Genomic DNA, 21,723 nt, shown 5'->3' with positions numbered 1-21,723 from the left:
TGTTGCGCAAGGCGGAAGTCCAAGTCAAGTCTGCCGCTTGCAAATTGCGGCGGCTGATATCCTCTGCCTGAGACGCCGAAACGATCACTCATCATTAAAACACCACACGATTTGTTCGCCTGCTCTTCTCAATTCCGACACACGCCCTAGCCTTTCGTGACAGTTGCATGACACTCATATGACGCGTAATCCGCGCCAGGCTTTGCAATCGGCAAGAAAATGACAGACGCGACCGAAGAAAAGAACCTCTACGCAAGCGACCAACCGGCTCACAAGGCTGGCCTGGCCATCAGATGCCTGCGCTACTCGGCCATGACACTGGTTCTGTCGGCCTTGCTTGTCTTTGCCATCGAACTGATTTTTCGTGGCAGCTTAAGTAGCACCGCAAATTTCTTTCTGCAGCCGTTCAAACCTGGCTGGACTACGGTCATGCTGTTTGCTCTTGCCCTGGTTGGCCTTGATGCGCTGCTTGGACGTTCCTATCAAGCGTTGCTGGTCGTCGCACCGCTGACATTGACCCTGGCGTTCATCGGACATCAAAAGTCGCTTTATCTCGGCGACCCGCTCTATCCGACCGACTTCCTCTTTGCGCGCCAGATCCTCGATCTCATGCCGCTTCTGGTCCGCGAGCGGCCATGGACTGCTGTGGCCATGGTGGTCGGCATAGTCGTCTCTTTGACGCTGCTGGTTGTTATCTGGTGCCAATGGCGCCGGCGCATGCCCGCTCTCGGTTATAAGGGTCGCCTGGCGCGCTTGGCCTTTGTGGTTCCGCTCCTCGCTTTCTTCGTCTCGATTATGGATTACGGTACCTTTTCGTGGACGCGAGACCGGTTGCAGATCATACCGATGATGTGGGACCAGAAGGAAAATTATGCCTCCAACGGCTTCGCGCTTGCCTTCGCGATGAACGTGCCTATGGCGCACGTATCGGCTCCGGACGGCTATTCCGCCAAGGCGATCGATGCCATTCCCCGGTCGGCGACTACAATTGGCATGCCGGATCAAAAGCCGGACATTATCATAGTCATGAGCGAATCCTTCTGGGATCCGACCCGCTTACCCGGCGTTTCCATCCAGCCCGATCCGATCCCGACCGTGCGCGCTTTGCATTCCGGTCACGTAGTCTCGCCTGAATTCGGCGGCATGACCGCCAATGTCGAATTCGAGGCGTTGACAGGATTTTCCAACGCCTTTCTGCCGGCTGGCAGCATTCCCTACCAGCAATATGTACGCGCGCCGATCCCGTCGCTCGCCACCTTCCTGCGAGGCGAAGGCTATGAGGCACGCGCAATCCACCCCGGCACCAGTTGGTTCTGGAATCGCTCGCTGGTCTACAAGGATTTCGGCTTCGATGAATTCAAGTCGGAGGAGAACCTGCCTGCCCTGAAAAAGCGCGGGCCGCTGGCTTCGGATGCCTCGATGACCGAGGAGATCATTCGAGAGGCCGATGCAACCGAAAAGCCATTCTTCTTCTTTGCCGTCAGCCTGCAAAACCACGGCCCCTACGAACCGGACCGCTACGCGAATCCGACGCATAATGTGCAAGCTCCAATCAGCCAGTGGGCCCGCGATTCGCTGCGCAGCTATGCCGAGGGTGCTTCCGATGCCGACAAGAGCCTGCAGCGCCTGATCGAGTGGGCAAAGCAGCGCGAGCGCCCGACAGTCATCGCGTTTTTCGGTGACCATCTGCCTCCTCTGGGGCCGGTCTACGTCGAGACAGGTTTCTTGAAAAGCAACGTTGCGCCGCGCAAGGAGGCCGCCGATAAGATGCTGCTGCATCACGAGACGCCACTGGTCGTGTGGTCGAACCGTGAAGGCCCGGTTGAAGATATGGGAGCAACCAGCCCGGCATTCCTGCCCTACCACATTCTCAAGTCCGCAGGGATCACCCACCCCTATTATACGGGCTTTTTGGGTGAACTCAGCCAGCGTTATCGCGTTGTCGACCGCAACATGCTGATGGAACAGGACGGCGAAACCGTCGCGGACTGGGCGCGGCAGAAAGAGATCGATCCGGGCATTCGTAATTTCCGCCTGCTGCAATACGATATGATGTTCGGCAAGCACCGGTCTGCGAGCGACTTCTTCCCCGAAATGGGCGAGCGCCTGCATACGCATACGAGTTGAAGCAATAGGAAAGCTGTCCCGACGGGTGAAAATCGCCGGCAGGCTTGACTTTCCGAGCGCGTTCTTTATGTGTCGCGCCAAGTTTCCCCGCGTCCGGGTGTCTCCCGTGCATCAGCGGCTAGAACCCCACAACATTAACGGACGAAGACCATGGCTAAAGCCGCAAACATCAAGATCAAGCTCCTCTCGACCGCAGACACCGGCTTCTTCTACGTGACGAGCAAGAACAGCCGCACCAAGACCGACAAGCTGTCATTCCGCAAGTATGACCCGGTTGCAAGGAAGCATGTCGAGTTCAAGGAAACGAAGATCAAGTAATCTTCGTCACATTCCCGATACATCTCAAGACGCCGCCTTTGGGCGGCGTTTTTGTTAGCATTACGGGGTATTAAGGGGGCCGGCCGGCATTGGCAGCGGTACGAGGAGGCCACTATGCGCCAAGCCGACCGGCCGACCCCACGGACCCAGGAGATGCGGCGGACCTGAGCATCATGGGGTGTCTTCACGGCGCTCAATAAGCCAAACTATGCGGCTATCCTCGCCTTTGTGCCGACATTTGCGCAATTGCTTATAAAGATCAACCGTTTCTTAACCACAGCTCGCTACTCGCCTCGGTTAAGGTAAACGCGTAACCTTTCCGCGTCAGCCGCTGGCGAAGCGTCAGATCAGGCCGCCTTGGCAACGACGCGGTTGCGACCGCCGCTCTTGGCCTCGTAAAGTGCGAGGTCCGCGCGCTTCATCAGGGCCCCGACCGAATCCACCCCTTTCAGGACCGAAGACACACCGACACTGATCGTCACCGGCACCGTCTTGGCCTCGCTCCCAAGCGTAAAAGGTTCCTGCGCGATGCCGGCACGAATACGCTCGGCGACTTTCTCGGCAATCGGCCCTTCCGTGTCCGGCATGACCACCACGAATTCTTCGCCGCCGAAGCGGCAGGCGAGATCGATGCCGCGTACGCTCTTGCGCAGACGCTGGGCGAATTCGCGCAGAACGGCGTCGCCACCATCATGGCCATAGGTGTCGTTGATCAATTTGAAGCGATCGAGATCGGTTATGAGCATCGATAGTGGTCGCCGGCGAGTCACGGCCCGTTCGAACAGCGTCTGCAGATGGCTATCGAGATAACGGCGGTTATGCAGGCCGGTCAGCGGGTCGGTCACAGCCATTTCGATGGTCTGGGTGACACTGGCACGAAGTTCGTCATTGTAACGCTTGCGGCGAACCTGGGTGCGCAACCGGGCGATCAATTCCTGCTGGTCGATGGGCCGAATAAGAAAATCATTGATGCCGAGTTCCAACCCGCGAACGATGCGACGGTCCTCTCCAACTTCTGCAAGCAAGATAATCGGTACGAAGCGTGTGCGATCGAGCGAGCGCAACTGCGAACACAGCCGCAACGGATCAAAATCGGCAAACCCGGTCGAGATCAGGATGCATTCATACGCGCTTTCGGCCGCTTGGAAGAAACCTGCATGTGGATCGCTCGCAATATCGACATCGGCAACGTTGCGCAGCATTCTTTGCACCCGCTCGACCGATGACGGGCGCTCGTCGATCAGCAGCACTTTGGGTGCAGTATCGCTGGACTGGAAATTGCGGCTGAGCAATTCCTCGATACCGATATTGCGCGTTGTGGAGGCGCGCAGGCGCAATTCATCGGTCAGCATCTTGAGGCGCACCAGGCTTTTGACGCGCGTCATCAATTGCAGATCGTTGACCGGCTTGGTGAGAAAGTCATCCGCACCGGCCTCCAGGCCACGCACACGGTCCGTCACCTGATCCAGCGCAGTGACCATGACCACCGGGATGTGCGAGGTAGTCGGGTCGCTCTTCAACCTTCGGCACACCTCGAATCCGTCCATATCGGGCATCATCACGTCGAGCAGCACCACATCGACCTTGCCGTTCTCGCAAGTCTCGATGGCGTCCGGGCCGTTGCTCGCAGTCAGCACCTCGAAATATTCCGCAAGCAACCGCACTTCGAGCAGCTTTACATTGGCTGGAATATCATCGACGACGAGGATGCGCGCGGTCATATCAACGGTTCCGGGACGATATCGGGATAGGCATTATGCGTCCCCCAGATAGGATTTGATGGTTTCGATGAAGCGGGGAACGGAAATCGGCTTCGAAATATAGGCCTCGCAGCCTCCCTGGCGAATTCGCTCCTCGTCGCCCTTCATGGCGAAAGCGGTGACAGCAATGACGGGAATGACATGCAGGTCATCGTCCTCCTTTAGCCATTTCGTCACTTCCAGACCCGAAACCTCCGGCAACTGAATGTCCATCAGGATGAGATCCGGTCGATGCTGGCGAGCAAGATCGAGCGCCTCGAGCCCATTCCTGGTCCGCACCGTATCGTATCCGCTGGCTTCGATAAGGTCGCGAAAGAGCTTCATGTTGAGCTCATTGTCCTCGACGATCATAACCTTCTTCGGCATCAACATCCCGTCCTCGGCGCGCTCGTGCCAGGAAGCGCCGTCCTGCGATCCCTTGGGGAACGCACCAAGCCCATGCGGGCACACTATCGCGAGATGATTGACGAAACGGAAACCTGTCGCCGAAAACCCGCGAGACGTCGCCTGGCGCGCCTTGCAGGCCACCAGCGGCTTGCCGCCGGCAGCACTTGCCATTACTTGCGGGGCAAGACTTCGAGAATCTCACCCCGGCCTGAAGGTAGTGATGACAGATAATGCGTCAATGTGCGAGCAAGCGGAAGCGATTGCGGTGCGTGCGCTCGGCTTCGTGGCGGCTGACCCCGAACTGCTGCCGCGATTCCTTGCCATAACCGGCATTGAAGTCTCGTCCATAAGGCGTGCCGCCGCGGAACCCGGCTTCCTTGCTGGCGTGCTGCAATTCATCCTGGCCCACGAGCCGACGCTGATTCGCTTTTCCGACGAGACAGGCACGCCGCCCGAAGCTGTTGGCAAGGCGCTGAAGGCGCTGCCGCTCGGCAGCGACAATTACGACATTTCGACATGAGCGAAGATCCCGAAACCGCGCGCCAGATCGCCGAACTGTCCGCTGACGAGAGGCCGCTGCTGGTGCTCGACGTCGATGACGTCGTCCTTGAATTTATCCGCCCTTTTCCGCTTTTCCTGCAAAAGCGTGGCTACAGCCTGGTGATTGCCTCCTTCAAGCTAACCGGCAATATCGCTGAAGCGGCAAACGGACGTATCATCGAACAGCCGGAAGTGACTGCATTGCTTGATGAATTTTTCGGCGAGCAGTCAGATTGGCAAAGCATAACAGATGGCGCGGCCGAGGCGCTCGCAATGCTGGGCAAACACGCCGAGATCGTCATGTTGACAGCCATGCCGCACCGGCACCGAGCCGTGCGGCGCCGGCATTTGCAGGCTCTGGGCCTGCATTACCCACTATTGACGACCGAAATGGCCAAGGGGCCGGCAGTGGCGAAACTGCGCGGCCGCACTGCGCGCCCGGTCGCCTTTGTCGACGATCAGCCGTCAAACCATATCTCGGTGCGCGAGGCCTTGTGGGATGCCCACCTGTTTCATCTGATGGCCGACAACTCGCTGCGCGAATTCCTGCCGCCCTTGCCCGACGATATCCATGTCGTTTGGGACTGGCACGAGGCGACGCCGAAGATCGCCGAGGCACTGGCCCTATAACGCCAGTCGCATCAGCGGCCGTCCAGCCTTGCGCTCCGCAATGCGCTCGAAACCAGCCTTTTCGAACACGCGCGAGGACCCGACATAGAGCCCTACCGAGCGAGAATCGCGAGACTGGTCCATCGGGCTCGCCTCTAGCAAACGTGCCCCGTTGCTGCGGGCAAAGTCGATGCCGCCAGCGACCAGACGATGCGTCAGGCCCTGGCCGCGTGCCTTGCTGCGGATAAAAAAACAGGAGATGGCCCATATTCCCGGATCGGCGGCATCATCCGGGTCGAGCGGTGCGGAAGCCTTGCCCTGATTGTTCCACTCCGGCACGTCGGCACGCGGCCCCACCTGCATCCAGCCAACCGCCGCGCCCGCTGCAAAGGCAAGCAGGCCCGGCGGCGGGCCAGCCTCAATACGCGCCTTGATGTGGTCCTTGTTGCGCTCACGGTTGTTTTCGCGGCGCACGCGCGGCGGCAGGCGATGATGCGTGCACCAGCAGCCGTAGCAGGCGCCCTGCCTGCCGAACAAATCCTCGAAATCAGGCCAAAGCTCCGCTGTTGCCGGTGCAATGCTGATTGTCATCCCTTGTCTCCAGACCTTTGTAAGCTACCGCCTTGCCGAGGCAACCACGATAGCATAGCATTGCCCGCGTTCTGTTTATGTTCACATCTATGGGCCTTGCTGTCAACGATCCCAACCACGGCTTCTGCCGCGACTGCCTGACCTTGCAGCGTACCGTAAGCCGACGTTGCGAGCGTTGTGGTAGCCCTCGTCTGGTGCAGCATGAGGAGCTTTATCGTCTGCATCTGGCGCATATCGATTGCGACGCCTTCTACGCCTCAATTGAAAAGCGTGACAATCCTGCTCTCAAGGACAGGCCTGTCATCATCGGCGGCGGCAAACGCGGCGTGGTTTCCACCGCTTGCTACATTGCGCGCATCCATGGCGTTCGCTCGGCCATGCCCATGTTCAAGGCACTGGAAGTCTGCCCCGAGGCCGTCGTCATCAAGCCGGATATGGAAAAATATGTCCGTGTCGGGCGCGAAATGCGCGCCATGATGCAGGCTCTTACCCCCTTGGTAGAGCCGCTTTCGATTGATGAAGCCTTCCTTGATCTAGCAGGTACGGAAAGGCTACATGGCCTGCCATCAGCACTGGTCCTGGCACGATTTGTTCAAACCATCGAGAAGGAACTCGGCATTTCCGCCTCGGTCGGTCTCTCCTATTGCAAATTTCTGGCCAAGGTCGCATCGGACTTGCGCAAGCCACGCGGCTTCTCCGTCATAGGCGAAGCCGAAGCGATCAGCTTTCTGGCCGAACAGCCGGTGACGATGATCTGGGGCGTCGGCAAGGCTTTCGCAGCATCGCTGGAGCGTGACGGTATCCGCATGATCTCGCAATTGCAGAAGATGGAGCGTGCCGACCTGATGCACCGCTACGGCGTCATAGGCGACCGCCTGTATCGGTTGGCTCGTGCAGAAGACGATCGACAAGTCGATCCGCGGCGCGACACCAAGAGCGTCTCGGCCGAAACCACATTCGACATTGACATTGCAAGCCTCGACGACCTCGCGCCTGTACTGCGCGCTCTGTCGGAAAAGGTTTCGACACGGCTCAAAAAGACTGACATTGCCGGGCGTACCGTAGTGCTGAAGCTGAAATCGCGCGATTTCAAGATCCGCACCCGCAACCGTCAACTCGGCGATCCGACACAGCTTGCCGACCGCATCTTCTCCGTCGGTCTGGATATCCTGAAGCGGGAAATAGACGGCACACGCTACAGGCTGCTCGGCATCGGCGTCAGCGACCTGTCCGACGCCGCCAATGCCGACCCGCCGGATCTCGTCGATGTCCGGGCGCGCAAGCGCGCCTTGGCCGAAGGCGCCATCGATGCCCTGCGTGACAGGTTCGGCGGCAAGGCGGTGGAGACAGGCTATACGTTCGGCAAGGGACATCGCGGACGCCCCACCCGTCCGGAGGAAGATGAAGGGCCGGAACTGCAACACCCTTGGGAGCGGATTTGATTGTCTACTGCCGTTTGAGTTCGATCCGGCTGGTCACCACCGACTTACCGGTTTTCAAGTCCGTGTCGGTCGTCGTGAGGCGCATGCCGTTGTCACCGATTTTCTCAACCGTCATCCTGGCATTGCGATCACCGTTGACTTTTTTCGCCCAGCGGATGTCCAAATTGATCGCGTCACCGGAGCGGCCTCCCTGCAAAGCGGCCGGGCCGGTCCCGGCGCCAATATAGGTACCGCTATAAGCGCCATCGCTCACTTTCAACTCCGCGCCAATCTTCCGGGTAAACACCAATAATCCGCGGCAAGTACCCGTCAAAGAAAGTGTTTCCGTCGTTGTCGCCGATTTGAATTTGCAGGAAACTCCGATCGTTGGCGTGGTAATACGTATTTTGACCTTACCCTTCCCTGCCCAATTCCCTTCCAAAGAATGCAAAAAGGACCCCTCTCCAGCGTGGGCCGGTGCGGCACCAAGAAAACAGAACGCAAGGGCGATTCCTGCAACGGGACTTCTCATCTTTGCCTTTCCCAACCGATATCATACTCAACCTATGGGCCGATGGCTGGTTCCATTGGCGATGCCATGGACCAAACCCAAAAGCTCACTCACCATCGTCTGGAATCTTCAAAATATGGCCACAGGCCTTGCAATGCACCGCATCCGGCTCGTGACGCTGCAAGCCGCATTCCGGACAAGGGAAGAATACCTTTGTCGGGCGGAATATCGACTGCGCCAACCGGACGAACAGCGAAATGCCGATGATCATGGTGACAATGGCCGTTAATTTGCCCGCCGTTCCGGGCAGCACAATGTCGCCGAAGCCCGTCGTCGTGACGGTGGCGACAGTCACATACATGGCGTCGATATAGCCAGCCATGCCCGACCCGTCGCGGTAAAAAACGGTGTAGACGAAGCCGCTGATGACAAAAAGGAAGGTCAACAGATTGACGACCGCATGGCTGGCTTCCCGCCATTCGTCCCAGTGCCGCATCGGCAGATGCCGCCACAACGCGCCACTGCGCGACAGTGACCACAGTCTCAAAATGCGCAGGAAGGCCAAGTTGGCAAGGGCCGTCGGAAAAAGCAGAGTAAGCAGGATGAAGCCGTCTACCCACGATGTCGGCTGTCTCATCAGCCGAACGACATCGTTGGAGGCCAGCAGCCGACCGGCAATATCGAGCGCGACGATAGCCGCCACCACATAGTCCAGCCACAGAAAGGATGGACTTTCCTGCAAGACGGGCGTGGCGATGAAGAACCCGATGATCGCAAGATCGATGACGATAGCTGCGAGTTGGAAACGGAATGCCGCCGGCGTTGTGCCATGATAGAGAATGCGCAGCGTATTGCGCAGGCGATCCAGCTTGGTCTGGTCTTCCGTTTCTTGCGTGCCCGCCTTCACACCAATTCCACTTCCACGACCCCCGTTACGGCGCGCATGGCCGAAGCCACCTGCGGGGAAATACGGTAACGGCTAGGGAGTTCGATCTCGACCTCGCCTTGCCCGTCCTGCTTGATGACAACGAAACTCACCTGCCCCTCGCCTTTCGCGCCAAGCTGCCCCGACAGCATGCCGAGTGGCGCGGTGTCGCGAATGAAGACGCGCAACGCCTTCTGGATGCGGCTTGCCTCGTCTTCCAGCGACTGCACGGTCTGGATGCGCAGATTGACACCCTCCGGGCGATCCTCCGCCGAGACGGTGATGACCAGTGACTTTCCGGGTTCCAGCAGGTCGCGATATTGCGCCAACGTTTCGGAAAACAGCACGGCCTCATACTGGCCGCTGGTATCGGAAAAATTGACCACACCCATCTTGTTGCCGGTGCGCGTCTTACGCTCCTGTCTGGAGGTGACGGTGCCGGCCAGCCGGCCAGCCGTGGCGCCGCGTTTTGCGGCGGCGGAAAACTCGGCCCAGGTCTGTGCGCGCATCTTTTCGAGTGCCGATTTGTATTCATCAAGTGGATGAGCCGAAAGATAGAAGCCGACGATCTGGAATTCGCGATGCAACCGATCGGCGGCGAGCCACGGTTCGGCCGCAGGCAGGTTGAGCGCCTGCGATTGACTGCCAAGCGAAATACCGAAAATGTCCGCTTGGCCGGACTCGGCATTCTGCTGCGCCAAGGCAGCCAAGCTCATCATGCGCTCCACGCCCGCCAACATCGCGGCGCGGTCATGGCCGAAACAATCGAGCGCACCCGCCATAATCAGACTTTCGAATACCCGCTTGCCGACGATCTTCGGATCAATACGCCCACAGAAATCGGAAAGGCTTTTGAAAGGCCCCTCCTTGCGCCTTTCAACGATGTGTTGAACGGCGGCATCGCCGACGCCCTTCAACGCCGCCAGCGAATAGAAGATCCGGTTTTCACCGACTTCGAAATCACGGAACGAAGTCAGCACCGATGGCGCGACAACATCGATTCCCAGACGCAGCGCGTCCTGTCTGAAGTCGGCCAGCTTATCGGTGTTACCCATGTCGAGCGTCATCGAGGCTGCCAGGAATTCCACTGGATAGTGCGCCTTCAGATACGCCGTCTGATAGGAAACGACCGCATAGGCGGCTGCGTGCGACTTGTTGAAGCCGTAGTCAGCGAACTTGGCCAGAAGGTCGAAGATGAAATCGGCTTGCGGCTTCTCGACACCGCGCTCCACCGCGCCGGAGACGAAGCGCACGCGCTGCTTGTCCATCTCGGCACGGATTTTCTTACCCATGGCGCGGCGCAACAGGTCGGCCTCGCCGAGTGAATAGCCGGACAGTTCCTGAGCGATCTGCATGACCTGTTCCTGATAAACGATGACGCCCTGCGTCTCCTTCACCAGATGGTCAATCTTCGGATGGATCGAAGCGGTTTCCTCCTCGCCATGCTTGCGGGCGTTGTAGGTCGGAATGTTCTCCATCGGCCCCGGCCGATAGAGCGCAACCAGGGCGATGATGTCCTCAATGCAGTCCGGCTTCATGCCGATCAGCGCCTTGCGCATGCCGGCGCTTTCCACCTGGAACACGCCGACAACCTCACCACGAGAAAGCATGGAATAGGTCTTTTCGTCGTCGTAAGGTATATGCGCCAGGTCGATATCGACGCCGCGGCGGCGGATCAGTTTTACGGCGGTGTCGAGCACCGTCAGCGTCTTGAGGCCGAGGAAATCGAACTTAACCAGGCCCGCCTGCTCGACATATTTCATGTTGAATTGGGTGACCGGCATGTCCGAGCGTGGATCACGATACATCGGCACCAGTTCCGACAATGGCCGGTCGCCAATGACAATGCCGGCGGCATGTGTCGAAGCGTGGCGATATAACCCTTCCAGCTTCAAAGCCATATCAAGCAAGGTCTGGACGATGGGCTCCTTCTCAGCCTCCTCGGCAAAGCGCGGCTCATTGGCGATGGCGTCTGCGAGCTTGACCGGATTGGCCGGGTTCTGCGGCACCATCTTGGTCAGACGGTCGACCTGCCCGTAAGGCATCTGAAGGACGCGCCCGACATCGCGCAACACCGCACGTGCCTGCAACGTTCCGAAGGTGATGATCTGGCCGACCTGGTCGCGGCCGTATTTACCCTGCACGTAGCGGATCACTTCCTCGCGACGATCCTGGCAGAAATCGATGTCGAAGTCGGGCATCGAGACGCGTTCGGGATTAAGGAATCGCTCGAACAGCAGGGAGAAGCGCAGCGGATCAATATCGGTAATGGTCAATGCATAGGCGACCAGTGAACCTGCGCCCGAACCGCGTCCCGGCCCCACCGGGATGCCATGCACCTTCGCCCATTTGATGAAGTCCGAGACGATCAGGAAATAGCCTGGAAACTTCATGCGCTCGATAATGCCGAGTTCGTAGTCCAGACGCTTTTCATAGTCCTGAATCGTATGGCCAGCAGTCGGCCCGTGTGCCTCAAGCCGATGTATCAACCCGTCACGCGCCTGACGCTTCAACTCGTCGGCCTCCGCTTTTTCCGCCGCTTCCGCATCGGCGGCATCGGCGCTGGCAAAGCGGGGTAGGATCGGCTTGCGGCTTTTTGGGTAATGGGAACAGCGCCGCGCGATCTCTAATGTATTGTTGAGCGCTTCCGGCAAATCTGCAAAGAGTTCAGCCATTTCGGCTTGCGTCTTGAGGTGATTGTCCGGCGAAAGACGGCGGCGCTCATCGACCGCGATAACAGAGCCTTCGGCAATGGCGATCAGCGCGTCATGCGCCTCGTAGTCCTCACGGGACAAAAAGAAGGCCTCGTTGGTAGCAACCAGTGGCAGTTCGTGACGATAAGCAAGATCAATCGTCGCCTGCTCGATTGCCCGATCGTAACCGCTCATGCGCTCCAATTCGATATAGAGCCGGTCACCAAACAGGGCTTTCAACGTCAGGAGCCGCGCTTCGGCAAGGTCGCGATGCCCCTCCTTCAAGGCGGTGCCGAGCGGCCCACGCGGCCCGCCGCTGAGGCAGATCAACCCCTCGCCAAGAGGTGCCAGCATTTCGGCCGTGATGTGGACAGGCTCGCCCGACGGCGTGTCGAGATAGGTCCGGCTCACCAGCCGCACGAGATTGGCGTAACCGATTTCGGTGGCGGCGATCAGCACCAGCGGATGCAATGCCGGTCCGTTGCGGCGACGATGATCGCGTTGGGTATCGGCTTCATCGGAAAAAGCAATGTCCAACTGGCAACCGACAATCGGTTGAATGCCGTCCTTGGTGGCTTTTTGGGCAAATTCGAGAGCGCCAAACAGATTGTTGGTGTCGGTGACGGCAATGGCAGGTGCGCCATCCTTGAGTGCATGGCCAATGATCTTGCCGAACGGCAGCGCGCCTTCCAGCAGCGAATAGGCCGAATGGGCGCGCAAATGGATGAACGTGTGATGGGTGCTGGCTAGCCTGGTATCAGTGGTCATGGATATCGTATATTCCGAGAGTCGGTTCCGTCATTGTCACGAATGAAGTGCGCCAGGTCGAGTCTGAAGGCTTGGCGCTCACAGGAAGATACGTCAACAGCGAGCTGTTGTGTGCCTCGGTCGCATTATTTCGCAAACGCACAACTATTCCTTCGCAATCGCACAAGAATATGCGACAGCATTCCGCCTGAGGTCAGGGAAGGAGCAGAATGAGCGCGTCCGTGCAAACAAGCGTTATCACGCCGCCACAAGTGCTTGCTGCCAAAGGCCGCACGCCGCTCGTCTGCCTCACTGCCTATACGACGCCAACAGCGAAACTTGTCGATCGCCATTGCGAGATGGTGCTGGTCGGCGACAGCGTCGGAATGGTGCTGCACGGATTGCCCGACACGCTCGGCGTCTCCCTAGACATGATGTCCATGCACGGCAAGGCGGTACGGCGCGGGCTGGAACATGCGCTCATGGTGGTGGACATGCCCTTCGGTTCCTATGAAGAAAGTCCGCAGCAGGCATTTCGCAATGCCGCCCGCCTGATCACCGAGACGGGATGCGAAGCGGTCAAACTCGAAGGCGGTGAGGCCATGGCGGAGACAATCCGCTTTTTGACCCGGCGTGGCATCCCAGTGATGGCGCATGTCGGACTGACCCCGCAGGCAGTCAACGCCTTCGGCGGTTACGGCGTGCAAGGGCGTGGCGCGGACAGTGAGCGCATCCGGGGCGATGCAATTGCCGTCACGGAGGCCGGCGCATTCTCTGTGGTGCTGGAAAAGATTCCCGATCCGCTCGCCCGCCGCATCACCGCCGACATTGCCATTCCCACCATCGGCATCGGAGCTTCAGCGGCATGCGACGGCCAGATTCTCGTGACCGACGACCTGCTCGGCCAGTTCGGCGACTTCCTGCCGAAGTTCGTCAGGCGTTATGCCGATCTCGGTGCGCAGGCGGAGGCGGCGATCGCAGCCTATGCGAAGGACGTGCGAGCGCGGCAGTTTCCGGGGCCGGAGCATGTTTTTGGTGACACACCTGCCGGCAAACCAAAGAGAGAAATCGGGTGAGCGTGCCGATTGTACGCACCTTGGCCGATCTTCGCTTGGCAGTTGCCGGATGGCGGGGCGCAGGCGAAAAGATTGCCGTCGTGCCGACCATGGGTGCGCTGCATGAAGGGCATCTCAGTCTTGTTCGGACAGCTCTCGGCAATGCCGACCGCGTGATTGTGACCCTGTTCGTCAACCCAAAACAGTTCAATAGCGCAACCGACCTTGCCGCCTACCCCCGCACAGAAGAAGCCGACGCCGCCAAACTCGCTCCGTTCGGCGTCGATATGCTCTATGCGCCCGGCGCGGAGCAGATTTATCCGGCAGGCTTTTCCACGAAAGTTTCAGTCAGCGGTGTCAGCGAAGGCCTGTGCGACGCGTTCCGCCCCGGCCATTTCGACGGCGTGGCGACAGTGGTCGCCAAGCTGTTCCTTCAAACCGGCGCCGACAGCGCCTATTTCGGCGAAAAGGATTTCCAGCAACTTCATGTCGTGCGGCGCATGGCGCGCGACCTCGATATCCCAATCGAGGTCGTCGGGTGCCCGACCGTGCGCGAAGCTGACGGGCTGGCGTTATCCTCCCGCAATCAACGCCTGTCATCGGCAGAACGCGCAATTGCACCAAGACTGGCAGAAATCCTGTTTGCAACCACCGATCGCCTCGTCACAGGCGCCGCAACCGAGGCCACCCTTGCTGAAGCCAGGGCGGCAATCGTCAAAGCAGGTTATCGTGAGGTCGAATATCTGGAATTGCGTTCATCCGCCGATCTGACGCCGCTTGAGCGAGTGGATCGTCCGGCACGCCTGCTGGTCGCGGCATGGCTCGGCAACACACGCCTCATCGACAATGTCGAAGTGCCGGCTTCCCCGATAACCTGACGCATCGGGCCTCACGCAAATTCCATGATGACCGCATCGACTGCGAGGCTATCGCCAGACTTGGCGTTGAGCTTTTGAACTGTCAAATTGCGCTCGGCGCGCAGCACATTCTCCATCTTCATCGCTTCGACCACGGCCAGCGTCTCGCCGGCCTTGACCTCCTGCCCCTCGGAGACGGCAATCGACACCACCAGTCCCGGCATCGGGCACAGCAGCATTTTCGAGGTATCCGGCGGCAGCTTCACCGGCATCAATTTTTCCAGTTCGGCGGTGCGCGGCAGCATCGGATGGGCAACAACCGACATGCCCTTCCAGGCAATGCCGAGACCATTCACCACCGGACGCAATTGCGCAGCGATTTTCCGCTTGCCGATCGCTCCGTGCCAGACCGCCTCGCCCGGCCGCCAGTCGGATGCAACGGTGAACGACTTCTGGCCCTCAATGGAGAGATCGATTTCCATCGGGATCGAGACCATGCCTTCCTCGACCGAGACCGGCAGGTAGTCGTCACCAATCCTGACGACCCAATCCTTCTTCAGTTGGCCCGAATGAGGCGCTAAACGCCCGCCGAGCCGGTCGAGGCGATCCTTGCGCAGCAATTCGACCGAAACGGCGATGGCGGCCAGCACGGCGCTGTCCTCAGTGTCCGGTACGATCGGCGAAAAGCCGTCAGGATACTCCTCGGCGATGAAGCCTGTCGAAAGCCGGCCCGCGCGCCAACGTGGATGCTGCATCAAGGCCGACAGGAAGGGGATGTTGTGTTCGATGCCGTCGACAACGAATTCGTCCAGCGCCTCCGCCATGGCGTCGATGGCCCGGATGCGTGTCGGTGCCCAAGTGCACAGTTTGGCGACCATGGGATCGTAGAACATCGAAATTTCCGACCCCTCGGTAACGCCAGTGTCGTTGCGCACGATGACGTCGCCACTCTTGCCTTCCGCCGGCGGTCGATAGCGGGTGAGCCGGCCAATGGACGGCAGGAAATTGCGGTACGGGTCCTCGGCATAGAGACGGCTCTCGACCGCCCAGCCGTTCAGCTTCACATCTTCCTGTTTGATCGCGAGTTTCTCACCCGCAGCAACGCGGATCATCTGCTCGACCAGATCGATGCCGGTAACAAGCTCTGTCACCGGGTGCTCAACCTGCAATCGTGTATTCATTTCAAGGAAATAGAAGTTCCTGTTCTTGTCGACGATGAATTCGACCGTACCGGCGCTCTGATAATCCACAGCTTTGGCGAGCGCCACGGCCTGCTCGCCCATGGCGGCACGCGTTTCTTCATTGAGGAAAGGCGAAGGCGCCTCTTCCACGACCTTCTGATTGCGGCGTTGAATCGAGCATTCGCGCTCACCGAGATAGATGGCGTTGCCATGCGCGTCGGCCAGCACCTGAATCTCGATATGGCGTGGGTCGACCACGAATTTCTCGATGAAGACGCGATCGTCGCCAAAGGAACTCTTGGCCTCCGAGCGCGCACGCTCAAAACCGTCGCGCACTTCCGTTTTGTCCCAGGCGATGCGCATGCCCTTGCCGCCGCCGCCGGCGGATGCCTTGATCATCACCGGATAGCCGATCTGACCGGCGATTTTCTCGGCTTGATCCGCGTCCTCGATAACGCCGAGAAAGCCCGGCACGGTCGAGACCTTGGCATCATTGGCGAATTTCTTGGATTCGATCTTGTCGCCCATGGCGCGGATCGCCATGGGTTTCGGGCCGATAAAGACGATGCCTTCTTCTTCCAGCGCCTCGCAGAAAGATGCGCGCTCCGACAGGAAGCCGTAGCCCGGATGCACGGCCTCGGCCCCGGTCTGCTTGCAGGCGGCAATGATTTTTTCAGCAACCAAGTAGCTTTCCGCCGCCGGCGAAGGGCCGATATGAACGGCCTCATCGGCCATCTCGACATGCACAGCATCGCGGTCGGCATCGGAATAGACGGCGGCGGTGGCAATACCCATCTTGCGGGCGCTCTTTATGACGCGGCAGGCGATCTCACCGCGATTGGCGATCAGGATCTTCTTGAACATCGGCGCGTCATTCCTTCGCTCTGGCCTTAAATCGGCAAATTTTCTTTTATGGATTTCAACAGCGGTGCTCAAGCCGACGAAGGACGAATGGTCGCGCCGGCGTAAAGATACGCCGCCAATGCGCTGATCCGGCTTTCCGGCTCTCGCCTTGACTGGTAAGCCTCCCGAGAATCGAAATGGGATTGCCTGGAGGGTCTGGATGAAAACCCGTGCCGCTGTTGCTGTTGCCGCCGGAAAACCGCTCGAAATCATGGAGGTGGACCTCGAAGGGCCGCGCGAGGGCGAGGTTCTGGTCGAGATCAAGGCGACAGGCATCTGCCATACCGACGAATTCACGCTGTCAGGTGCCGATCCGGAAGGCATTTTTCCGGCAATTCTCGGGCATGAGGGCGCAGGCATCGTCGTTGACGTCGGCAAGGGCGTGACTTCACTGAAAAAGGGCGACCATGTTATTCCGCTCTACACGCCGGAATGCCGTTCCTGCCCGTCCTGCCTGTCGCGCAAGACCAATCTGTGCACCGCGATCCGCTCGACGCAGGGACAAGGCCTGATGCCGGACGGCACCAGCCGCTTTTCCATCGGCAAGGACAAGATCTTTCACTATATGGGTTGCTCGACCTTCTCCAACTTCACCGTGCTGCCTGAAATCGCGCTGGCCAAGGTCAATCCCGACGCGCCTTTCGACAAGATCTGCTACATCGGTTGCGGCGTGACCACCGGTATCGGTGCGGTGATCAACACCGCCAAGGTGGAGATTGGCGCGACGGCGGTGGTGTTCGGGCTCGGCGGCATTGGCCTCAATGTCATTCAGGGCCTGAAGCTCGCCGGCGCGGACATGATCATCGGCGTGGATTTGAATAATGACAAGAAGGCATGGGGCGAGCGCTTCGGCATGACGCATTTCGTCAATCCGAAGGAAATCGACGGCGACATCGTTGCCCACCTCGTCGACATGACCAAACGCGGGGCCGACCAGATCGGCGGCGCCGATTACACGTTCGACTGCACAGGTAACGTCAAGGTCATGCGCCAAGCCCTTGAATCGTCTCATAGAGGTTGGGGCAAGTCGGTCGTCATCGGTGTCGCCGGCGCCGGCCAGGAAATCTCCACGCGGCCGTTCCAACTGGTCACCGGCCGCACCTGGATGGGCACAGCCTTCGGTGGTGCGCGCGGCCGCACCGACGTGCCGAAAATCGTCGATTGGTACATGGATGGCAAGATCCAGATCGATCCGATGATCACGCATACGCTGAAGCTCGAAGACATCAACAAGGGCTTCGATCTGATGCACGCCGGGGAGAGCATCCGCAGCGTGGTAATCTATTGAATTGAATGAAGAAATGAGCGCGCCACCCGCCATCTATGTCGATGCCGATGCCTGCCCGGTAAAGGCCGAGGTGGTGAAGGTGGCTGAGCGCTTCGGCATTGTTGTCAGCTTTGTTGCAAATGGCGGGCTGCGCCCGTCGCGCAACCCAATGATTCGTGCGGTTGTCGTCCCGAAAGGGGCCGATGCGGCCGACGACTGGATTGTTGAGAATGCGCGGGCCAATGACGTGGTGGTCACGGCGGACATTCCGCTTGCCGCCCGCGCTGTGGCGCTGGGCGCGCATGTTTTGGGTCCAACCGGCCGCCCCTTCACCGCCGAGACGATCGGCATGGCGGTGGCGATGCGCGACCTGAAGCAGCATTTGCGCGAAACCGGCGAAAGCAAGGGCTACAATGCCGGCTTTACGCCGCAAGATCGTTCGCGTTTCCTTGGCGAACTGGATCGCATCTTGCGACGCGCGGTCAAATCCGCCACATCTGACTGAACGAAACAGCCCAGCGGGCCGGTCGTCATGTCTGCCAAAAAACCGTTGCACCGCCATGTGCAATTTTCGGTTTCCGCCTGCATCGGCGTCATCGCGCTTTTTGCGGCCCTGCTCGTTCATGCGCCTCTGGCCTATTCCATTGGCGCCAATGTCTTCTTCGCCGGCTATATCGGGCTTGTGCTGATACAGATGCCGCGGCTCACCAGCGGCTATCTGAGCGAAAATGCGCGGGCCGCCGATCAGCCGGTCACGGTGATCTTCATCGTTACCTTCCTTGTCGTGTGCGTCGCCATCGCGTCGCTATTCCAGCTTATCAACGCCAAGGGGGACCCGCACCCGGTCGAACTGATTTTCGCAATGGCCTCGGTCCCCCTCGGCTGGTTCACCATCCACGCCATGTTCGCGCTCCATTACGCCCATGTCTTCTGGATGAACGACGACGAGACGGACAGCCAATCGAAACGGAGCGTGCCCATCGGCGGGTTGCAATTCCCTGGCAAGAAGAAGCCCGACGGTCTGGATTTCCTTTATTTTTCCACCGTTATAGGCATGACCTCGCAAACGTCGGATACCGGCGTGACAACCACCCAGATGCGAAGGATCGTGCTGATCCATTCGGTAGCGTCGTTCTTTTTCAACACGGTGATCGTTGCCGCCGCGGTCAATCTTGCGGTCAGCCTTGGCGGCTAAACCGGCGGCGTCCCCGCGCCTCAACGTGCACAAATCCGTGATCGGTCTGAAACATTGAAAGCCCGCCCGCCGTAGTGAGCTAGGATGAATGCAAGCGCCGCCATGCGCGGCTGGAGAGGCAGGAATGGACACCGCCGTCAGCGCCCGGACGTCCGAGCAGGACAACATCGCGATCGAGAGGCCACTGGTCTATCGCCAGTCGGCATGGACCCGGCTGACCCATTGGCTATGGGCAGCGGCGCTGTTCTTCCTGCTGCTGTCCGGCCTCAACATCTTCAATGCGCGCCCGCAACTCTATATCGGCCAGGAATCCGGTTTTGGCTACGACAATACGATCCTTCAGATCGGCGCGATCAATACGCCGAACGGCCCGCGCGGCTACACCGACATTTTCGGCCACCGCTTCGATACGACCGGCGTGCTCGGTTGGTCTGGCCCGAAAGGTTACGAGCGTCCCCGCGCCTTTCCGTCTTGGGCGACGATCCCCTCCTATTACGATCTCGGTACGGCCCGCGTGGTTCACTTCTTCTTCGCCTGGGTGTTGAGCGCCACTCTGCTGGCGTGGCTGCTGGCCAGCCTGTTCGACGGCCATATCCGCCGCGATCTTGCTCCGCGTCTAGGCGACCTTCGCCGATTGCCGCGCGACATTGCCGATCACGCCCGCCTGAAATTCCATCATGGGCGAAACTACAACACCTTGCAGAAACTGAGCTATGGCGTCGTGCTGTTCGTGCTTCTGCCGCTGATGATCCTGACGGGGCTGGCCATGTCACCGTCGATGGATACGGTGCTGCCCTTCCTGACCGAGATTTTTGCTGGGCGGCAGACGGCCCGCACCATCCATTTCGGCATCATGGTTCTGCTGGTGCTGTTCTTCGCCGTTCACATGCTGATGGTGCTGGCCGCCGGGCCGGTCAACGAACTGCGCTCGATCATTACAGGTTGGTATCGAACTGATTCGCCCGAGAGCAGCAACTCCTCCAAAGGAAGCGCCTGAAATGGCAAAAAAATTCCAGATCAGCCGGCGCAAATTCCTGACAGGCGCCAGTCTTGGGCTTTCCGGTGCGGTGCTTTCCGGCTGCGACGCTTTTGACAGCGGGCTGGGTGTGGGGGACGGGCTGCGTTCCTTCCTGGAAAACGCCAATGACCTGACATGGCGGGCGCAACGCCTGCTGGCAGGCCGCGATTCGCTGGCGCGCGAATATACCCAGGCCGATATCCGCCAGCCGATGCGACCGAACGGCGTCACCGCCCCGGATGACGCACATTATCATGAACTGCTTGCCAATGATTTTTCCGATTGGCGCCTGAAGGTGACGGGAATGGTCGAAAAACCCCTGTTGCTGTCGCTGAACGACCTCCAAACCATGCCGAGCCGCACCCAGATCACCCGGCACGACTGTGTCGAGGGCTGGAGCGTCATCGCCAAATGGACTGGTGTGCCGCTTTCGCTTGTGCTCGACCGCGCCGTGGTCAAACCTCAGGCGCGCTATGTCGTGTTTCATTGCCTCGATACGATCGACCGCAGCCTTTCCGGAAACATCAAATATTATGGTTCGATCGACCTGATCGACGCACGCCATCCGCAGACAATTCTCGCCTATGGACTGAACGACAAACCCTTGCCGGTGGAGAACGGCGCGCCGCTGCGCGCACGCGTCGAGCGGCAACTCGGCTACAAAATGCCGAAATACCTTTCACGAATCGAAGTCACCGACGATTTCACCGGAATGGGCGGCGGGCGTGGCGGCTATTGGGAGGATAATGGCTATGACTGGTATGCCGGAATTTGACACGACTGAAATTATTTATATTCAATTTCAATGGCTTGAAATTTAATCCGGATATTAATCTTGTGATTCGTGGCCGTATCGGCCATGTTTATCTGGCACAGTCGGTGACCGCCGGCAGAACCCAACGACGATCAATCAGGAGGTGTATCGGGTGTCCGACACCACGAATATCTTTGAAGAATCACCGGATTTCGATACGTTTGGCGGGCGTCTCTCACGAGCCATCGACGCCAGCGAACTGAACACAAAAGACTTGGCTGGACGCCTCGGCGTCAAGAAATCCACGGTCCTCGCCTGGGAGACCGACCGCTCTCAACCAGGCTCTCATAGACTTACAAAACTCGCCGGAATGCTTGGTGTCAGCCTGTCCTGGCTGTTGCACGGCGTCGGCATCGGTCCTTCCGAGGCGAGCGAGGAAGAAACCGCCGGCGCGGTAGGCGAACAATTGGCCCGGCTGAAACTGCTCCATCTGGAAACCGGACAGCTCATCGGTCGTATTCAGGGCGATCTGGATCGGCTCGCTACAACCGGCGCCCGCTAGGGTCAAAAGAAATCACGCAGCATTGTTTGCGCGCCTTGTCGCCGGCAGGTGACAAGGCGTTGCCGCTAGGCTATGCAATGCGCGTCGAGGGTCTAACGACCCTGCCTGCTCACGGGAGAGAGTAGCGAAAGCTGCCGCCGAAGGGGAAATCGCCCGAAATCTCTCAGGCAAAAGAACCGTAGCAGGCCAAGACGCTCTGGAAAGTCGGGGTTTACCCCGCGCCGAAGGTGTAAGCGCTGCCGACAGAGTTCCGGGGCGCGAGTCTCTCAGGCTTCAGACAGAGGGGCACGGAGTGGCCGCAT

General features: G+C 59.3%; 20 protein-coding genes and 1 riboswitch. Of the genes, 13 read left to right on the top strand and 7 right to left on the bottom strand.

Annotation, left to right across the window (positions count from 1 at the left end; all coding sequences use genetic code 11):
• The first annotated feature begins 312 nt into the window (after positions 1–312).
• Together BFN67_RS09515 and rpmG are read left to right on the top strand one after the other, a co-directional pair.
• A complete protein-coding gene (locus BFN67_RS09515; protein ID WP_245295214.1) occupies positions 313–2,127 on the top strand; it encodes an LTA synthase family protein in 1,815 nt (604 codons plus the stop codon).
• Between the two features lie 150 nt (positions 2,128–2,277).
• The gene (gene rpmG / locus BFN67_RS09510; protein WP_080919382.1) at positions 2,278–2,445 is read left to right on the top strand and encodes a 50S ribosomal protein L33; all 168 of its coding nucleotides are present in this window, start codon (positions 2,278–2,280) and stop codon (positions 2,443–2,445) included.
• Between the two features lie 347 nt (positions 2,446–2,792).
• Here rpmG and BFN67_RS09505 read toward each other — a convergent pair whose 3' ends face one another.
• Both BFN67_RS09505 and BFN67_RS09500 read right to left on the bottom strand, forming a co-directional pair.
• The gene (locus tag BFN67_RS09505; RefSeq protein WP_080919381.1) at positions 2,793–4,166 is read right to left on the bottom strand and encodes a PleD family two-component system response regulator; all 1,374 of its coding nucleotides are present in this window, start codon (positions 4,164–4,166) and stop codon (positions 2,793–2,795) included.
• A 33-nt stretch (positions 4,167–4,199) separates the two neighbouring features.
• Positions 4,200–4,577, bottom strand: a complete 378-nt coding sequence (locus BFN67_RS09500) for a response regulator (RefSeq protein ID WP_280951319.1) — start codon at positions 4,575–4,577, stop codon at positions 4,200–4,202.
• A gap of 235 nt (positions 4,578–4,812) precedes the next feature.
• Here BFN67_RS09500 and BFN67_RS09495 point away from each other — a divergent pair, with 235 nt between their 5' ends.
• Positions 4,813–5,112 carry a DUF3572 domain-containing protein gene (locus BFN67_RS09495; protein ID WP_080919380.1) on the top strand — a complete coding sequence of 100 codons (300 nt, stop codon included), beginning with the start codon at positions 4,813–4,815 and terminating at the stop codon, positions 5,110–5,112.
• The gene (locus tag BFN67_RS09490; protein WP_080919379.1) at positions 5,109–5,762 is read left to right on the top strand and encodes a hypothetical protein; all 654 of its coding nucleotides are present in this window, start codon (positions 5,109–5,111) and stop codon (positions 5,760–5,762) included. The genes BFN67_RS09495 and BFN67_RS09490 overlap by 4 nt, the downstream gene beginning before the upstream one ends.
• Here the strand turns inward: BFN67_RS09490 and BFN67_RS09485 are convergent.
• Positions 5,757–6,332, bottom strand: a complete 576-nt coding sequence (locus BFN67_RS09485) for a GNAT family N-acetyltransferase (protein ID WP_080919378.1) — start codon at positions 6,330–6,332, stop codon at positions 5,757–5,759. The genes BFN67_RS09490 and BFN67_RS09485 overlap by 6 nt on opposite strands.
• Before the next feature lie 89 nt (positions 6,333–6,421).
• On the opposite strand from BFN67_RS09485, the gene BFN67_RS09480 reads away from it, so the two are divergent.
• The gene (locus BFN67_RS09480; protein ID WP_483423523.1) at positions 6,422–7,774 is read left to right on the top strand and encodes a DNA polymerase IV; all 1,353 of its coding nucleotides are present in this window, start codon (positions 6,422–6,424) and stop codon (positions 7,772–7,774) included.
• A 4-nt stretch (positions 7,775–7,778) separates the two neighbouring features.
• On the opposite strand, the gene BFN67_RS09475 is transcribed toward BFN67_RS09480, so the two are convergent.
• The 3 genes from BFN67_RS09475 to dnaE all read right to left on the bottom strand — a co-directional run bounded on the left by BFN67_RS09475 (position 7,779) and on the right by dnaE (position 12,650).
• A complete protein-coding gene (locus BFN67_RS09475; protein ID WP_080919376.1) occupies positions 7,779–8,285 on the bottom strand; it encodes a hypothetical protein in 507 nt (168 codons plus the stop codon).
• Between the two features lie 85 nt (positions 8,286–8,370).
• Positions 8,371–9,171, bottom strand: coding sequence for an ion channel (locus tag BFN67_RS09470; protein WP_080919375.1), 801 nt, complete (start codon positions 9,169–9,171; stop codon positions 8,371–8,373).
• Positions 9,168–12,650 carry a DNA polymerase III subunit alpha gene (dnaE, locus tag BFN67_RS09465; RefSeq protein WP_080919374.1) on the bottom strand — a complete coding sequence of 1,161 codons (3,483 nt, stop codon included), beginning with the start codon at positions 12,648–12,650 and terminating at the stop codon, positions 9,168–9,170. The genes BFN67_RS09470 and dnaE overlap by 4 nt, the downstream gene beginning before the upstream one ends.
• A gap of 209 nt (positions 12,651–12,859) precedes the next feature.
• Here dnaE and panB point away from each other — a divergent pair, with 209 nt between their 5' ends.
• Positions 12,860–13,705 carry a 3-methyl-2-oxobutanoate hydroxymethyltransferase gene (gene panB / locus BFN67_RS09460; protein ID WP_080919373.1) on the top strand — a complete coding sequence of 282 codons (846 nt, stop codon included), beginning with the start codon at positions 12,860–12,862 and terminating at the stop codon, positions 13,703–13,705.
• On the top strand, positions 13,702–14,562 hold the full coding sequence (panC, locus tag BFN67_RS09455; RefSeq protein ID WP_080919372.1) for a pantoate--beta-alanine ligase: 861 nt from the start codon (positions 13,702–13,704) through the stop codon (positions 14,560–14,562). The genes panB and panC overlap by 4 nt, the downstream gene beginning before the upstream one ends.
• Positions 14,563–14,573: 11 nt before the next feature.
• Here the strand turns inward: panC and BFN67_RS09450 are convergent, their stop codons facing one another.
• Complete coding sequence (locus BFN67_RS09450) at positions 14,574–16,586, bottom strand: acetyl-CoA carboxylase biotin carboxylase subunit (RefSeq protein ID WP_080919371.1); 2,013 nt, start codon at positions 16,584–16,586, stop codon at positions 14,574–14,576.
• A 199-nt stretch (positions 16,587–16,785) separates the two neighbouring features.
• Between BFN67_RS09450 and BFN67_RS09445 the strand changes: the two genes are divergently transcribed.
• The 6 genes from BFN67_RS09445 (at position 16,786) to BFN67_RS09420 (ending at position 21,421) form a co-directional block, all read left to right on the top strand.
• Positions 16,786–17,913 carry an S-(hydroxymethyl)glutathione dehydrogenase/class III alcohol dehydrogenase gene (locus tag BFN67_RS09445; protein ID WP_080919370.1) on the top strand — a complete coding sequence of 376 codons (1,128 nt, stop codon included), beginning with the start codon at positions 16,786–16,788 and terminating at the stop codon, positions 17,911–17,913.
• A gap of 13 nt (positions 17,914–17,926) precedes the next feature.
• Positions 17,927–18,397, top strand: coding sequence for a YaiI/YqxD family protein (locus tag BFN67_RS09440; protein ID WP_080919515.1), 471 nt, complete (start codon positions 17,927–17,929; stop codon positions 18,395–18,397).
• A gap of 27 nt (positions 18,398–18,424) precedes the next feature.
• Positions 18,425–19,087, top strand: a complete 663-nt coding sequence (locus tag BFN67_RS09435) for a DUF1345 domain-containing protein (protein ID WP_080919369.1) — start codon at positions 18,425–18,427, stop codon at positions 19,085–19,087.
• Positions 19,088–19,211: 124 nt separating this feature from the next.
• The gene (locus BFN67_RS09430; RefSeq protein ID WP_139789102.1) at positions 19,212–20,084 is read left to right on the top strand and encodes a cytochrome b/b6 domain-containing protein; all 873 of its coding nucleotides are present in this window, start codon (positions 19,212–19,214) and stop codon (positions 20,082–20,084) included.
• Position 20,085: 1 nt separating this feature from the next.
• The gene (locus BFN67_RS09425; protein ID WP_080919367.1) at positions 20,086–20,880 is read left to right on the top strand and encodes a molybdopterin-binding protein; all 795 of its coding nucleotides are present in this window, start codon (positions 20,086–20,088) and stop codon (positions 20,878–20,880) included.
• A gap of 151 nt (positions 20,881–21,031) precedes the next feature.
• Positions 21,032–21,421 (top strand): helix-turn-helix domain-containing protein, encoded by a 390-nt coding sequence (locus BFN67_RS09420; protein ID WP_080919366.1) that lies wholly within the window; start codon positions 21,032–21,034, stop codon positions 21,419–21,421.
• Positions 21,422–21,523: 102 nt separating this feature from the next.
• A riboswitch (glycine riboswitch) is annotated at positions 21,524–21,610 on the top strand.
• Positions 21,611–21,723: the final 113 nt, after the last annotated feature.

The organism is Manganibacter manganicus, from assembly GCF_002075885.1.
GTDB lineage: Bacteria > Pseudomonadota > Alphaproteobacteria > Rhizobiales > Rhizobiaceae > Mesorhizobium > Mesorhizobium manganicum.
The sequence above is the reverse complement of the archived record's forward strand: the minus strand, read 5'-3'. Positions and strand labels throughout refer to the sequence as shown.